Below are 14,964 nucleotides of genomic sequence, written 5' to 3'. Positions count from 1 at the left end.
AGAGGCGCGTGCCGGGTGACGGCGGCAGGCGGGCTGCGTGAATCTGGAACCCTGCGCGCCACAGGGGAGGGCGGGGTGGATCCGGTGTGCTATAAAATGTATAGCTATTGACGCTTTATAGGTAAGCGCTGGGGGCCAGAATGGCCTTGAATGCGGCGAGGGCTCAGGCCATGGTCTTGCGCAGCCACTCGGCGAACGCCGCGCACTCCCAGCGGTCCATGGTGCCCGTGCGCCAGCACAGGTAGTGTGCGTGGGGGCTGGTCGTATCGGTGTCGAACAGGCGCACCAGCGTGCCGTTCTCCAGCCACGGCGCCCCGAGCTTCAGGCGCACCAGCGCCACGCCCATGCCGGCGGCGGCGCCGTCGCACATCAGGCCGATGTCGTTGAACTGCGAGCCCTCGCTGGGCTCGGCCCAGTCCAGGCCCGTGGCGGCAAACCAGGTGCGCCAGGGCTCCAGCGGGCTGCGCAGCAGGGGCACGCCCTCCAGGTCCTCCGGCCGGTCGAACGGGCCGTGTTCGCGCACGAACGCGGGCGAGGCCAGCGGCGTGACCACGTCGCGGGCCAGCTCCACATGCTCCACGTCGGCGTAGTGACCGGGGCCAAAGCGCACCATCAGGTCGGCGTCCTCGGCCACCACGTCCAGCAGCGGGATGGACACCTGCAGCGCCAGGTCGATCTCGGGGTAGGCCTCGGTGAACTGGCGCAGGCGCGGAATGAGGATGGTGCGCGCGAACGTGGGCGTCACGGCCAGCTTGAGCCGCCGGCGCCCGGGCGCCGCAGCGGCCCCCGGAAACCGCTGCAGCGCGCCCAGGCCCTCGCGCACGTGGGCCAGGTAGGCGCTGCCCTCGGTGGTCAGCGAAAAATCGGCCCGCCCGAACAGCCGCACGCCCAGGATCTGTTCGAGCTGCTTGACCCGGTGGCTCACCGCGCTGGGCGTCACGCACAGCTCGTCCGCCGTCTGCGTCACGCTGCGCAGGCGGGCCAGGGCTTCAAACGTCAGCAGGCACTGTATCGGCGGGATGCGCCGTGCCGCGCTGCTGAGGAAGGAGGACGGAGCTGCCGTGGCCATGGGGCAGAACGGGCTAGCGGAAAACCACGGTCTTGTGGCCGTTGAGCAGCACGCGGTGCTCGCTGTGCCACTTCACGGCGCGGGCCAGCACCTGGCTTTCGGTGTCGCGGCCCCGGGCCGTGAGGTCTTCCACCGTGTCGGTGTGGTCGGCGCGGGCCACGTCCTGCTCGATGATCGGGCCTTCGTCCAGGTCGGCCGTCACGTAGTGCGCGGTGGCGCCGATGAGCTTCACGCCCCGGTCGTGCGCCTGGTAATAGGGCTTGGCGCCCTTGAAGCTGGGCAGGAAGCTGTGGTGGATGTTGATCGCCCGTCCGGCCAAAGCTTGACACAGATCAAGAGAAAGAACCTGCATGTAGCGCGCCAGCACCACCAGCTCGGCCCCTTCGGCCTCGATAATCTCCAACTGTTTCGCTTCGGCCTGCGGCTTGCTGGCGGCAGTCACCGGGATGTGGTGGAACGGCACGTTGTAGCTGGCCGCGAGCTGGTAGAAGTCGCGGTGGTTGCTGACAATGGCGCGGATGTCGATGGGCAGCAGGCCGCTTTTCCAGCGGAACAGCAGGTCATTGAGGCAATGGCCTTCCTTGCTGACCATGAGCACCGTCTTCATGGGGGCGGCCGTGGCGTGCAGGCTCCAGCGCATGGTGTGGGGCTCCGCGAAGCTGGCCAGGCGGGTCTTGAGCGTGGCGTGGTCATGCTGGTCGCAGGCGAACTGCACCCGCATGAAGAACAGGCCGGTGGCGTGGTCGTTGTACTGGGCGGCTTCTTCGATGTTGCCGCCGTGCTCCAGCAGGAAGCCGGAGACTGCGTGCACCAGCCCGAGGCGGTCGGGGCAGGACAGAGTAAGGATGTAGGCGTTGGTCGTCATAGCTGCCCAATTGTCGCAGCATGGCTACAGGCGCCCAAGGAACGAGGGAATCGATGGTCAATCCGGGCGATGCCCCGCGTCTTGCCCCCTGGCGGGGGATGCTGCTGTACCTGGTGCTCGGGGTGGCCTGGGTGTTCGCGGGCGACGCGCTGCTGGCCCGCTGGGTGACCGACCCGGCCCAGCTCACGCACTGGCAGACCTGGAAAGGCTGGGGCTATGTGCTGGCCACCAGCGTGCTCGCCTGGTGCATGCTGCGGCGCATGCGCTACGCCGAGAAGGTGCGCTGGGCCATGGCCCGGGAGCTGGCCCAGGTGGTGCGCCATGCACCCGCGGGCTTCGCGCGCGTGGCGCCGGACGGCCGCTTCCTCTGGGCCAATGAGCGGCTGTGCGAGCTGTTGGGCGTGTCCCTGGCGCAGGTGCGCCACCTCAATTTCCACGATGTGATGCAGTCCCCCGACCCCGAGGGGGCCACCGCCCAGCTGGTGCGCCTGCTGGCGGGAGAGATCGACCACTGCGTGGACGAGCGCGAGTGCCGGCGGCCCGGCGGGACGCGCGGGGTGCCGGTGCTGTGCACCGTGACGCAGATCCCCGAAGCGGGCGACGAGCCCGCCCACCTGGTCTGCGTGGTGCAGGACCTGGACGAGATCAAGGCCGCGCGCGCCGCGCTGCAGACCAGCGAGGCCCGCCAGCGGCTGGCCGCCACGGTGGTGGACAACACCATCGAGGGCGTGGTGGTCACCGATGCGCACAGCCGCATCCTGTCCGCCAACGCGGCCGTGACGCGGCTCCTGGGCTATACCGAGGAGGAACTGCTGGGCAAGACGCCGCGCGTGTTCAAGTCCGGCCGGCACGACAAGGCGTTCTACGAGGCCCTGTGGAGCACGCTGCGGCGCACGGGCCACTGGCAGGGCGAGATCTGGAACCGGCGCAAGAGCGGCGAGGTCTTCCCCGAGCACATGTCGCTGTCGGCCGTGCGCGACCCGGCGGGCGAGGTCACGCACTACGTGTGCATGTTCACCGACATCTCCGAGGAGAAGGCGCACCAGCGGCAGCTGGAATTCCTGGCGCACAACGACGCGCTCACGGGGCTGTCCAACCGCGCCTGGTTCGGCCACCAGCTGGAGCAGGTGGTGCAGGAGGCGCGCGCCAGCGGCGAGCACATCGCCGTGCTGCTGCTCAACCTGGACCGTTTCAAGGACGTGAACGACAGCTATGGCCACACGACGGGCGACGAGGTGCTCAAGCACATCGCGCGGCAGGTGCAGTCGGCCCTGCGGCCCGGCGACGTGCTGGGGCGGCTGGCCGGCGACGAGCTGGCCGTGGTGGCGCGCCACCTGCGCCATGCGGACGGCGCTGCGGCCGTGGCGCGCCACCTCATCACCGCCGTGGCCGAGCCCTGGCGCTCGCCCGACGGCTTCGAGGTGGTGGCCGGCGTGAGCGTGGGCATCTGCATGTTCCCCGAACACGCCGCCACCACCGAGCTGCTGCTGCAGGGCGCGCACGCTGCGGTGTACGGCGCCAAGGCCCGGGGCCGGGGCGCGTGGTGCTTCTTCCACGAAGCCATGACCCAGGCCGCGCGCGAGCGGCTCGCGCTCGAATCGCGCCTGCGCCTGGCGCTGGCCCAGGGCCATCTGCAGATGCACTACCAGCCGCAGGTGGACATCGCCAGCGGGCGCATCCTGGGGGCCGAGGCGCTGGTGCGCTGGAACGACCCCGAGGAGGGGCTGATCTCGCCCGCGCGCTTCATCCCCGTGGCCGAGACCTCGGGCGTGATCGGCCCGCTGGGTGAATGGGTGCTGCGCGAGGTCTGCCGCCAGGGCCAGCAGTGGCGCGCCGAGGGCCTGCCCGACCTGACGCTGGCCGTCAACGTATCGCCCCGCCAGTTCCACCTGACCGACCTGGCGGGGTGCACCTCGGCGGCGCTGGCCGACTCGGGCTTTCCCAGCGAATTGCTGGAGCTGGAGATCACCGAGTCCGCGCTGGCCGAGCGCACCGAGGAGGCGCGCCAGGTGCTGATGCGGCTGCGCAGCGTGGGCGTGCGGATCGCGGTGGACGACTTCGGCACGGGGTACTCATCGCTCGCGCAGCTCAAGCGCTTTCCCATCGACGTGCTCAAGATCGACCAGGGCTTCATCCGCGACATCCCCCAAAGCGCGGACGACATGGCCATCAGCGCGGCCATCATCGCCATGGGGCACAGCATGGGGCTGTCGGTGCTGGCCGAGGGGGTGGAGGACGAGGGCCAGCTGGCCTTCCTGAAGGCGCGCGGATGCGACGCCTACCAGGGCTACCTGTGCAGCCGCCCGCTGCCCGCCGACGGGTTCGCCGCGCTGCTGCGGGAGCGTGGCGAGCCGCGCTGAACGCTCGCCCCGCCGCCGTCAGCCGCCCGTGCGCGCGCCCTGGCCCCATTGCTGGCGCAGTTCCGCGCAATGGTCTCGGGGCGGCGGGGCGGGGGTCTCGATCACCGCATCTGCTTCGTTTTTGATAGCTTCCTGCGCTTTTCCTGCTTGCGCCAGGGCCACCTTTGACCTGAGATCCGAGGGCCAGTGCGTGGGCACGCCCAGGCTGCGCAGCACATGGCCGCCACCGGCCACCAGCAGCACGGTCTGGCCGGGGCGCAGGGCCTCCCGCGCGGTGCGGGCCATGCTGGCGTCGCTCGCGATCTGGATGCGGGCCATGGGGGCGATCTGCGCCTCGGGCAGCAGGCCGCAGTGGCCCTCGCGCAGCGCCTCGTGCTGGCGCTGCAGCGCGGCGGCGGGCAGGTGCCGGTCCCACGTGGATTCGCCCATCGCCGCGCGCATATCCGCGCGCGGCAGGTTGCCGCCCAGCACCGGCACGCCGGCGGCCACGGCGGCCATCACCACGGGGCCATAGGCCTGCCAGGGCCAGGCGGCGTCCTTCCATTGCAGGGCGGCCTGCACCTGGTCCGGGGTGGCGTCACGGGGCAGGCCGGTGGTGCCGTTCCCGCGCTCGGCCATCTCCAGCACCAGGGCCGCCAGCTGTCCGCGCGCCGCCAGCCACTGCACGGCCTCGCGCTGCAGGCGCTGGTGCTCGGGGGCATCGTGTTTTTCGCCCAGCAGCAGCACGTCGGCGGGCAGCAGGGCCTCAAGGCGCGCGGGCCAGGCGGCGGGCGACACCGGGGCGCTGGATTCAGGGCTGGCGCAGGCGCTCAGCGCCGCCGCCGTGGCGGCGGCCCAGGCCAGCGTACAAGCCCGCCAGCGGCCACGGGCCGGGGCCGAAGACGGTGCAAAGGTGCTCGGGTGCTGTGTGTGCATGGGGCGATGCTACGCGGCTGCGACTTGACGCAGGTCAAGACTTCGGGCGAACCCCCTGCCTACACTGGGCCGATGCGCTCCAAGCCCACCCTGACCACCAAGCTCCTGGCGATGGGTGGAGGCTTTCTGCTCGTGGCCCTAGCCTCCATCAGCCTCACGCTGTGGGTGACCTGGAAGCTGGAGGGCGGCGCGGCCGCCGTCAATGAGGCGGGCCGGCTGCGCATGAACATGCTGCGCATGGTGCTGGTGCTGCAGACCGAACCGCCCGAGGCGGTGCAGGAGCGCGCCCGCCTGTTCGATGCGAGCCTGGAGCTGCTGCGCACGGGCGATCCTTCGCGGCCGCTGTTCGTGCCCTGGAGCGCCGAGACGCGCACGCGCTTCGACGCGATCCGCGCGCAGTGGGCGCAGGCGCGCAGCGGCTGGGTGGCCACGCAGCCACCCGACCGCGCGCGCACGCTGGCGCAGGCCGACGCGTTCGTGCAGCAGGTGGACGGCTTCGTCGACGCGATCGAGCTGCAGATCGCGGGCTGGACGGCCGCGCTGCACCTGTTCCAGCTGTTCATGATGGCGCTGGCCATCGTGGCGGCCGTGACCTTCATGGCCGTGAGCTACCTGCTCGTCATCAACCCCGTGGCGCGCCTGCAGCAGGCCCAGGCCCGGCTGCGCCAGGGCGAGCTGGGCACGCGCCTGCCGGTCGATACCGATGACGAGTTCGGCCAGCTCTCGGCGGGTTTCAACCTCATGGCGCACGCGCTGCAGGCCTCGCACGACGAGCTGGAGCACAAGGTGCGCGACAAGACCGCCAGCATCGCCGTGAAGAACCAGCGCCTGGCCGCGCTGTACGAGGTGAGCGCGCTGGCGTCCACCGCGGGCAGCCTGGAGCTGCTGGCCCAGGGCTTCGTGCAGCAGATCCGCCGCGTGGCCGGGGCCGACGCGGCGGCCGTGCGCTGGTCCAACGAGGCCAACGAACGCTATGTGCTGCTGGCCGGTGACGGCCTGCCGCGCTCCATGGCCGACGGTGAGCACTGCCTGCACACGGGCAGCTGCCTGTGCGGCCAGCCCCAGGCCCAGGCGCGCACGCGGGTCATTCCCATCACGCCGTCCACCCACGTCGCGCTGCCCCACTGCCGCGAAGCGGGCTTTGAAACCATGGTGACCATCCCCGTGCAGATGCAGCAGCGCCTGCTGGGCGAGGTGGACCTGTTCTTCCGCTCCCAGGTCGAGCTGACCGACGAGCTGCGCGACCTGCTCGAAGCCATGACGCGCCACCTGGCCAGCGCCATGGAGGGCCTGCGCGCGACGGCGCTCGAGCGCGAGGCGGCGGTGGCCGAGGAGCGCAGCCTGCTGGCGCGCGAGCTGCACGACTCCATCGCGCAGTCGCTGGCCTTCCTCAAGATCCAGACCCAGCTGCTGCGCGACGCGGTGGCGCGCGGCGACGAGGCCAAGCGCGACCGCAGCATCGGCGAGCTGGACGTGGGCGTGCGCGAGTGTTATGCCGACGTGCGCGAGCTGCTGGTGCACTTTCGCACGCGCACCAGCGAGGAGGACATCGAGTCCGCCCTGCGCGCCACGCTGTCCAAGTTCGAGCACCAGACCGGCATGGCCACCGTGCTCAGCATGGTGGGCCATGGGCTGCCGCTGCCGCCGGACCTGCAGATCCAGGTGCTGCACATGGTGCAGGAAGCGCTGTCGAACGTGCGCAAGCATTCGGGCGCCACGCGCGTGGAACTGCTGGTGCACCGGCACCCGCGCTGGCGCTTCGAGGTGCAGGACAACGGCAAGGGCTTCGACGTGGCCAGCGTGCCGCCCGATTCGCTGCACGTGGGCCTGGGCATCATGCGCGAGCGGGCCCAGCGCGTGGGGGCGGCCCTGCAGGTCGAATCCGCGCCGGGCCAGGGCACGCGCGTGTGCATCGAGCTGCCCACGGTGACGGCCGCCGCCCCCATGCCTGCGCCGCCGGCGCACCCGCCCGCCACCCCGCCATCCGTGGCCCGCGCCTCGCGCGGCACGCCGCCTGGCGCGGACACCCCCTCTGCCGCCGCCACCAGCCCGGTGGCGGCGCACGCACCATGAACAACACCACCACCACCGCCCCTTTGCCGGCAGCTGTCCCTGCGCACCCGGACGCCCCGATGCAGCCGCCGGTGACCCTGCTCGTGGTGGACGACCACACGCTGTTCCGCCGGGGGCTGATCGCCCTGCTGGGGCAGGACGCGGGCCTCCTGGTGCTGGGCGAGGCGGGCGACGCCGCCGAGGCGCTGCGCCTGGCGCCCCAGCTGCGGCCCCAGGTGATCCTGCTGGACAACCACCTGCCCGGCGTGATGGGCGTGGACGCCATCCGGGGGCTGCGCGAGGTGGCGCCCGCATCGCGCGTGCTCATGCTCACCGTGAGCGAGGATTCGCAGGACCTGGCCGCCGCGCTGCGCAATGGCGCGCAGGGCTACCTGCTCAAGACCATCGACGGCGACCTGCTCGCCCAGGCCATCCGCCGCGCGGCACGCGGCGAGCCGGTGGTGAGCCCCGAGCTCATGGGCAAGCTGGTGGCGGCGTTCCAGTCGCAAGGCGCGCCCGAGGCGCCGCCAGCTCACGCCCTGGCGTCCGCGCCCGCGCCGCTGCAGGCCGATCCCGCGGGCGGTGTGGCGCCGCTCTCGCCGCGCGAGGAGGACGTGCTGCGCGAGATCGCGCGCGGCGCGAGCAACAAGGAAATCGCGCGCACCCTGGACATCGCCGAGACCACGGTGAAGATCCACGTGCAGCACATCCTGCGCAAGCTGGGCCTCACCTCGCGCGTGCAGGCGGCGGTCTACGCCTCGGACCGCCAGCGCACGGAGTAGAGGGTGCCCACGGCCGCCATCCCCGGTGGCCGCATGTGGTGATTTGCTACTGAATTGGTAGCTTCTGGCGCTTGTCCATCCAGCGCGAAAGCCTGTTTTCTTTCGATATCCAACCCCGGTGGACCCGGCATTGGCGGCCCGTGCGCGCGCGCCGGGGACTTTGCTGCACCCAGACGGCCCCGGTGTCCATAGTTCCTTCGGACGATGCGCGGGCCTCGCGGCGCCCTCCGGCCTAGTCCTTCTGCCGTGGCGCGGGTGTGCTTGCGAAGGATGTTCAGGGCGGCCCTGAAAACGGACCATACAGCCATACCCCAAAGAGAAGAAGGAAGAGGAACCGCGCAATGGCACACACCACCCTGCCCCCGGGCGAAAGCCCACAGCGCACCCGCCAGGCCTGGTCGGTGCTGATCGTCAGCACCTTCGCATTCACCGTCTGCTTCATGGTCTGGATGATGTTCGGCGTCATCGGCATCCCCATCAAGAAGATGCTCAACCTGAACTCCACGCAGTTCGGGCTGCTCATGTCCATGCCCGTGCTCACGGGCTCGCTGGTGCGCGTGCCGCTGGGCATCTGGACCGACCGCTTCGGCGGCCGCATCGTGATGGCCGCCGTGATGGCGACCACCGTGCCCGCCATCTGGATGATGGGCTACGCCACGGAGTACTGGCACTTCCTCACCATCGGCCTGTTCGTGGGGCTGGCGGGGGGCTCGTTCTCGGTGGGCACGCCCTACGTGGCGCGCTGGTTCCCCAAGCACCGCCAGGGCACGGCCATGGGCGTGTACGGCGCGGGCAACTCGGGCGCGGCGGTGAACAAGTTCGTGGCCCCGGTGCTGCTGGTGGCCTTTGGCTGGACCATGGTGCCGCAGGTGTACGCGGCCATCATGCTGGGCACGCTGGTGCTGTTCTGGCTGTTCAGCTACAGCGACCCGGCCCACCTGGTGGGAAGCAACGTCAAGTTCACCGACCAGCTCAAGGCGCTCAAGGACCCCAAGGTACTCAAGTACTGCCAGTACTACAGCATCGTGTTCGGCGGCTACGTGGCGCTGTCGCTGTGGATGGTGCAGTACTACGTGGGCGAGTTCGGCCTGGACATCCGCGTGGCGGCGTTGCTGGCCGCCTGCTTCTCGCTGCCCGGCGGCGTGCTGCGCGCCATCGGCGGCATGCTGTCTGACAAGTACGGCGCCCACAGCGTGACCTGGTGGGTGATGTGGGTGAGCTGGATCTGCCTGTTCCTGCTGAGCTACCCGCAGACCGACTTCACCATCGCCACCGTCAACGGCCCGAAGACCTTCCACATCGGCCTGAACGTCTACCTGTTCACCGGCCTGATGTTCCTGCTGGGCATTGCCTGGGCCTTCGGCAAGGCCAGTGTCTTCAAGTACATCAGCGACGACTACCCCCACAACATCGGCGCCATCAGCGGCATCGTGGGCCTGGCCGGCGGCCTGGGCGGCTTCATCCTGCCCATCCTGTTCGGCGCGCTGATGGACATCACCGGCATCCGCTCCAGCGCTTTCATGCTGATGTACGGCGTGGTGTGGGTCTCGCTGATCTGGATGTACTTCACCGAAGTGCGCAACACCCGTCTCATGGGCTCGCCGAACGCCGCCGCACCGGCTGGCGCCCGCTGATTTTTCAAGGAACCTCACCATGTCTGCCACCACCACCAGCGGGCGCCAGGGGCGCCTGCTCACCCTCTGGGCTCCGGAGGACAAGTCGTTCTGGGAGCGCGAAGGCGAGGCCGTCGCCAAGCTCAACCTGTGGATCTCGGTGCCCGCGCTGTTCCTGGCCTTCGCCATCTGGCAGGTCTGGAGCGTGGTCGCCGTGAGCCTGCCGGGCCTCGGATTCAAGTATTCGACCAACCAGCTGTTCTGGCTGGCGGCGGCGCCCGCGCTCTCGGGTGCCACGCTGCGCATCTTCTATTCATTCATGGTGCCGCTCGTGGGTGGACGCCGCTGGACGGCGATCTCCACCGCCTCGTTGCTGATCCCCGCCATCGGCATCGGCTTTGCCGTGCAGGACAACACCACGGCCTACCCCACCATGCTCATCCTGGCGCTGCTGTGCGGCCTGGGCGGCGGCAACTTCAGCTCCAGCATGGCGAACATCAGCTTCTTCTTTCCGAAGGAGCGCAAGGGCTCGGCGCTGGGGGTGAACGCGGGCCTCGGTAACCTGGGCGTGTCGGTGGTGCAGTTCCTGAGCCCGCTCGTGGTCACGGCCGGCATCTTCGGCATCTTTGGCGGCGAAGGCCAGACCATCGTGAAGAACGGCCAGACCGTGCAGGTGTGGACGCAGAACGCCGCCTTCATCTGGGTGCCATGGATCGCGCTGACGGCGCTGGCCGCCTGGTTCGGCATGAACGACATCGCCGACGCGCGCGCCTCGTTCGCCGCGCAGGCCGCGATCTTCAGGCGCAAGCACAACTGGCTGATGTGCGTGCTGTACCTCGGCACCTTCGGCTCGTTCATCGGCTATGCGGCGGGCTTTCCGCTGCTCATCAAGAGCCAGTTCCCCGGCGTGAACCCCCTGGCCTACGCCTGGCTGGGCCCGCTGGTGGGCGCCGTGATCCGCCCCTTTGGCGGCTGGCTGGCCGACAAGCTCGGCGGTGCGCGCGTCACGCTGTGGAACTTCATCGTCATGGCCATCGCGGTGGTGGGCGTTACGTTCTTCCTGCCCTCCGGCGGCCCCGGCGGCAACGAAGGCCAGTTCGCGGGTTTCTTCGTGTGTTTCCTGGTGCTGTTCCTCACCACCGGGATCGGCAACGGCTCGACCTTCCGCATGATCCCCGTGATCTTCCTGACCGAAGCCATGCGCGGCGTGGACCGCAACGACCCGGCCGCCATCGCGCATGCCAACAAGGAAGGCAACACCCTGGGCGCGGCCACGCTGGGCTTCACCGCCGCCATGGCCGCCTACGGCGGGTTCTTCATTCCCAAGAGCTATGGCAGCTCGATTGCCCTGACCGGCAGCCCCCATGCCGCGCTGTGGACGTTCTTCGCGTTCTACATCGTCTGCATCGTCATCACCTGGTGGCACTACGCGCGCAAGAACGCCGCCATGCCTTGCTGAGCACACCTGAACAAGACAGAACAAGGAGCCCCCGATGAGCCATTTCCTCGATCGCCTTTCGTACTTCTCGCAGCCCCGCGAGACCTTTGCCCAAGGCCACGGCGAAACCAACGGTGAAGACCGCACCTGGGAAGACGCCTACCGCGACCGCTGGGCGCACGACAAGATTGTGCGCAGCACGCACGGCGTGAACTGCACGGGCAGCTGCAGCTGGAAGATCTACGTCAAGGGCGGCATCGTGACCTGGGAAACCCAGCAGACCGACTACCCCCGCACCCGCCCCGATCTGCCCAACCACGAACCCCGTGGCTGCGCACGCGGCGCCAGCTACAGCTGGTACCTGTACAGCGCCAACCGCGTGAAGTACCCCATGGTGCGTGGCCGCCTGCTCAAGCACTGGCGCGCCGCCATTGCCCTCGCCAAGAGCCCGGTGGACGCCTGGGCCAGCATTGTCGAGAACGATGCCTCCAAACGCGAATGGCAAAAGCAACGGGGCTTGGGCGGCTTCGTGCGCAGCACCTGGGAAGAAGTGAACCAGATGATCGCTGCGGCCAACGTGTACACCATCAAGAAGCACGGACCGGACCGCATCATCGGCTTCTCGCCCATCCCGGCGATGTCGATGATTTCGTACGCCGCGGGCAGCCGCTATCTCAGCCTGATTGGCGGCGTGTGCATGAGCTTTTACGACTGGTACTGCGACCTGCCCCCGAGCAGCCCGCAAGTTTGGGGTGAGCAGACCGACGTGCCCGAGTCGGCCGACTGGTACAACAGCTCCTACATCATTGCCTGGGGCTCCAACGTGCCCCAGACGCGCACACCCGATGCGCACTTCTTGACCGAGGTGCGCTACAAGGGCACCAAGGTCGTATCCATCACGCCCGACTATTCCGAAGTCGCCAAGCTCGGCGACCTCTGGATGCACCCCAAGCAGGGCACCGACGCCGCGGTGGCCATGGCCATGGGCCATGTGATCCTGAACGAGTTCTACTTCAAGGACGGCGGCAAGGGCCGCAGCGCGTACTTCGACGACTACGCCCGCCGCTACACCGACCTGCCGCTCTTGGTGGTGCTCAAGGAAAAGACGCTGCCCGATGGCCGCACGGTGATGGTGCCCGACCGCTATGTGCGCGCCAGCGACTTCCCCGGCCAGCTCGACCAGTCCAACAACCCCGACTGGAAGACGGTGGGCTACGACGAGCTGGGCCAGGTCACGCTGCCCAATGGTTCCATCGGCTTTCGCTGGGGGGCCGACGGCCGCCCCGACCAGGGTCTGTGGAACCTGGAGAACAAAGAAGCACGCACCGGCAACACCGTCAAGCTCAAGCTGTCGGTGATCGAGGACGGCGCGCAGGCCCATGACGTGGCCGACGTCGCCTTCCCGTACTTTGGCGGTGTGGCAACGCCCAATTTCACCGCCAACGAACAAGGTGGCGACGTGATGGTGCGCCGCGTGCCGGTGTCGCACCTGGAGCTGGCCGGGCACGAAGCCCAGGGCCGCGTGATGGTGGCCACTGTGTTCGACCTGCTGGCAGGCAACTACGGCATCGACCGTGGCCTGCCGGGTGAAGAACCTGGTGGCAGCTACGATGCCGACCGCCCCTACACCCCCGCATGGCAAGAGGCCATCACCGGTGTGCCGCGCGAGCAGATCATCACCGTAGCCCGCCAGTTCGCCGACAACGCGCACAAGACCCATGGCAAGTCCATGGTGATCATCGGCGCGGCCATGAACCACTGGTACCACAGTGACATGAACTACCGCGGCATCATCAACATGCTGATGCTGTGCGGCTGTATCGGCCAAAGCGGCGGCGGCTGGGCGCACTATGTGGGCCAGGAAAAGCTGCGGCCCCAGACGGGCTGGACGGCGCTGGCCTTTGCACTGGACTGGATCCGTCCACCGCGCCAGATGAACAGCACGAGCTTCTTCTACGCCCACACCGACCAGTGGCGTTACGAGAAGCTGGGCATGGAGGAAATCCTCTCGCCCCTGGCCGAAAAGAAGTCCTACCACGGCGCGCAGATCGACTACAACGTGCGTGCCGAGCGCATGGGCTGGCTGCCATCGGCTCCCCAGCTCAAGACCAACCCGATGCAGGTGGCCAAAGATGCCGCTGCCAAGGGCATGGATGCCAAGGACTACGTGGTGCAATCGCTCAAGGACGGCAGCCTCACGATGAGCTGCGAAGACCCGGACCACCCTGCCAACTGGCCGCGCAACATGTTCGTGTGGCGCTCCAACATCCTGGGCTCGTCGGGCAAGGGGCACGAATACTTCCTCAAGCACCTGCTGGGCACTACCCACGGCGTGCAGGGCAAAGACTTGGGCAAGGACGAAGCCAAGCCCGAGGAAGTGCAGTGGCACGCCAACGCGCCCGAGGGCAAGCTGGACCTGCTGGTCACGCTCGATTTCCGTATGAGCACCACCTGCCTGTACTCCGACATCGTGCTGCCCACGGCCACCTGGTATGAGAAGAACGACCTCAACACCAGCGACATGCACCCCTTCATCCACCCGCTGTCCACCGCAGTGGACCCTGCATGGCAGGCCAAGAGCGACTGGGAGATCTACAAAGGTTTCGCCAAGGCCGTGAGCGAGGTCAGCGTGGGCCACCTCGGCGTCGAAAAGGACGTGGTGCTCACGCCCATCATGCACGACACCCCCGGTGAAATGGCGCAGCCCTATGGCGTGCGCGACTGGAAGAACGGCGAGTGCGAACTCATCCCCGGCAAGACCGCGCCGCAGGTCACGGTGGTCGAGCGCGACTACCCTAACCTCTACAAGCGCTTCACCGCCCTGGGCCCCTTGATGGACAAGGCAGGCAACGGCGGCAAGGGCATCGGCTGGAACACGCAGACCGAAGTCGGCCAATTGGGCGACCTGAACGGCCGTGTGAAGGAAGAGGGCGTGACGCAAGGCATGCCCCGCATCGTGACCGACATCGACGCCACCGAAGTGGTGATGATGCTGGCGCCCGAAACCAACGGCCACGTGGCCTGCAAGGCCTGGGAGGCCCTGGGCAAGCAAACCGGGCGCGACCACGTGCACCTGGCGCTGCACCGCGAGGACGAAAAGATCCGCTTCCGCGACATCCAGGCGCAACCGCGCAAGATCATCAGCTCGCCCACCTGGTCGGGGCTGGAGAGCGAAAAGGTCAGCTACAACGCCGGCTACACCAACGTGCACGAGTACATCCCATGGCGCACCCTCACGGGCCGCCAGCAGTTCTATCAGGACCACCCGTGGATGCGTGACTTTGGCGAAGGCTTTGTGAGCTACCGCCCACCCGTGCATCTCAAGACGCTGGAAGAAGTGGAAGGCAAGAAGCCCAACGGCAACCGCGAGATCGCGCTGAATTTCATCACGCCGCACCAGAAGTGGGGCATCCACAGCACGTACAGCGACAACCTGATGATGCTCACGCTCAACAGGGGTGGCTCGGTGGTGTGGCTGAGCGAGGACGACGCGAAGGTCGCAGGCATCGTGGACAACGACTGGGTCGAACTCTTCAACGCCAACGGCGCGATTGCAGCCCGTGCGGTGGTGAGCCAGCGTGTGAACCCCGGCATGGTGATGATGTACCACTCGCAAGAGAAGATCATCAACACGCCCGGCTCCGAGATCACCGGAACGCGCGGCGGCATCCACAACTCGGTCACGCGCATTGTGCTCAAGCCCACCCACATGATTGGCGGCTATGCGCAGTTGAGCTACGGCTTCAACTACTACGGAACCATTGGTACAAACCGCGACGAGTTCGTGCTGGTGCGCAAGATGGACCGCGTGGACTGGCTCGACGACGAGCCTGTGTCCAGCACCGCAGCCCACGCCTGAAGTCAAGGAGA

9 protein-coding genes are annotated in these 14,964 nt (G+C 68.3%); 6 read left to right on the top strand and 3 right to left on the bottom strand.

The annotated features are described in order from the left end of the window. Nucleotides 1-163: 163 nt before the first annotated feature. Both AC1RVY_RS06640 and purU read right to left on the bottom strand, forming a co-directional pair. Nucleotides 164-1,069 (bottom strand): LysR substrate-binding domain-containing protein, encoded by a 906-nt coding sequence (locus AC1RVY_RS06640; protein WP_218297316.1) that lies wholly within the window; start codon nt 1,067-1,069, stop codon nt 164-166. Nucleotides 1,070-1,082: 13 nt separating this feature from the next. Beyond that, nucleotides 1,083-1,934, bottom strand: coding sequence for a formyltetrahydrofolate deformylase (gene purU / locus AC1RVY_RS06635; RefSeq protein ID WP_218297315.1), 852 nt, complete (start codon nt 1,932-1,934; stop codon nt 1,083-1,085). Nucleotides 1,935-1,987: 53 nt separating this feature from the next. Here purU and AC1RVY_RS06630 point away from each other — a divergent pair, with 53 nt between their 5' ends. Further along, nucleotides 1,988-4,294, top strand: coding sequence for a putative bifunctional diguanylate cyclase/phosphodiesterase (locus tag AC1RVY_RS06630; protein WP_218297314.1), 2,307 nt, complete (start codon nt 1,988-1,990; stop codon nt 4,292-4,294). A gap of 18 nt (nt 4,295-4,312) precedes the next feature. On the opposite strand, the gene AC1RVY_RS06625 is transcribed toward AC1RVY_RS06630, so the two are convergent. Next, on the bottom strand, nt 4,313-5,209 hold the full coding sequence (locus AC1RVY_RS06625; RefSeq protein ID WP_492805868.1) for a ChaN family lipoprotein: 897 nt from the start codon (nt 5,207-5,209) through the stop codon (nt 4,313-4,315). A gap of 72 nt (nt 5,210-5,281) precedes the next feature. Here AC1RVY_RS06625 and AC1RVY_RS06620 point away from each other — a divergent pair, with 72 nt between their 5' ends. The 5 genes from AC1RVY_RS06620 to AC1RVY_RS06600 all read left to right on the top strand — a co-directional run bounded on the left by AC1RVY_RS06620 (nt 5,282) and on the right by AC1RVY_RS06600 (nt 14,953). After that, nucleotides 5,282-7,282: a type IV pili methyl-accepting chemotaxis transducer N-terminal domain-containing protein gene (locus AC1RVY_RS06620; protein WP_255591675.1), complete on the top strand. Its 2,001-nt coding sequence runs from the start codon at nt 5,282-5,284 to the stop codon at nt 7,280-7,282. Between the two features lie 59 nt (nt 7,283-7,341). Continuing rightward, a complete protein-coding gene (locus tag AC1RVY_RS06615) occupies nt 7,342-8,043 on the top strand; it encodes a response regulator (RefSeq protein ID WP_218297400.1) in 702 nt (233 codons plus the stop codon). Nucleotides 8,044-8,384: 341 nt separating this feature from the next. After that, the gene (locus AC1RVY_RS06610) at nt 8,385-9,677 is read left to right on the top strand and encodes an MFS transporter (RefSeq protein ID WP_218297312.1); all 1,293 of its coding nucleotides are present in this window, start codon (nt 8,385-8,387) and stop codon (nt 9,675-9,677) included. 19 nt (nt 9,678-9,696) lie between these two features. Beyond that, the gene (locus AC1RVY_RS06605; RefSeq protein WP_218297311.1) at nt 9,697-11,115 is read left to right on the top strand and encodes an MFS transporter; all 1,419 of its coding nucleotides are present in this window, start codon (nt 9,697-9,699) and stop codon (nt 11,113-11,115) included. 34 nt (nt 11,116-11,149) lie between these two features. After that, on the top strand, nt 11,150-14,953 hold the full coding sequence (locus tag AC1RVY_RS06600; RefSeq protein WP_492805865.1) for a nitrate reductase subunit alpha: 3,804 nt from the start codon (nt 11,150-11,152) through the stop codon (nt 14,951-14,953). Nucleotides 14,954-14,964: the final 11 nt, after the last annotated feature.

It is taken from the genome of Acidovorax sp. GW821-FHT11A03 (assembly GCF_058809075.1).
The sequence above is the reverse complement of the archived record's forward strand: the minus strand, read 5'-3'. Positions and strand labels throughout refer to the sequence as shown.

Excerpts from the sequence above, each read along its gene's own strand:
- purU (WP_218297315.1), bottom strand. The coding sequence starts at position 1,934 with ATGACGACCAACGCCTACATCCTTACTCTGTCCTGCCCCGACCGCCTC.
- AC1RVY_RS06640 (WP_218297316.1), bottom strand. The coding sequence starts at position 1,069 with ATGGCCACGGCAGCTCCGTCCTCCTTCCTCAGCAGCGCGGCACGGCGC.
- AC1RVY_RS06610 (WP_218297312.1), top strand. The coding sequence starts at position 8,385 with ATGGCACACACCACCCTGCCCCCGGGCGAAAGCCCACAGCGCACCCGC.
- AC1RVY_RS06600 (WP_492805865.1), top strand. The coding sequence starts at position 11,150 with ATGAGCCATTTCCTCGATCGCCTTTCGTACTTCTCGCAGCCCCGCGAG.
- AC1RVY_RS06605 (WP_218297311.1), top strand. The coding sequence starts at position 9,697 with ATGTCTGCCACCACCACCAGCGGGCGCCAGGGGCGCCTGCTCACCCTC.
- AC1RVY_RS06625 (WP_492805868.1), bottom strand. The coding sequence starts at position 5,209 with ATGCACACACAGCACCCGAGCACCTTTGCACCGTCTTCGGCCCCGGCC.
- AC1RVY_RS06630 (WP_218297314.1), top strand. The coding sequence starts at position 1,988 with ATGGTCAATCCGGGCGATGCCCCGCGTCTTGCCCCCTGGCGGGGGATG.
- AC1RVY_RS06615 (WP_218297400.1), top strand. The coding sequence starts at position 7,342 with ATGCAGCCGCCGGTGACCCTGCTCGTGGTGGACGACCACACGCTGTTC.
- AC1RVY_RS06620 (WP_255591675.1), top strand. The coding sequence starts at position 5,282 with ATGCGCTCCAAGCCCACCCTGACCACCAAGCTCCTGGCGATGGGTGGA.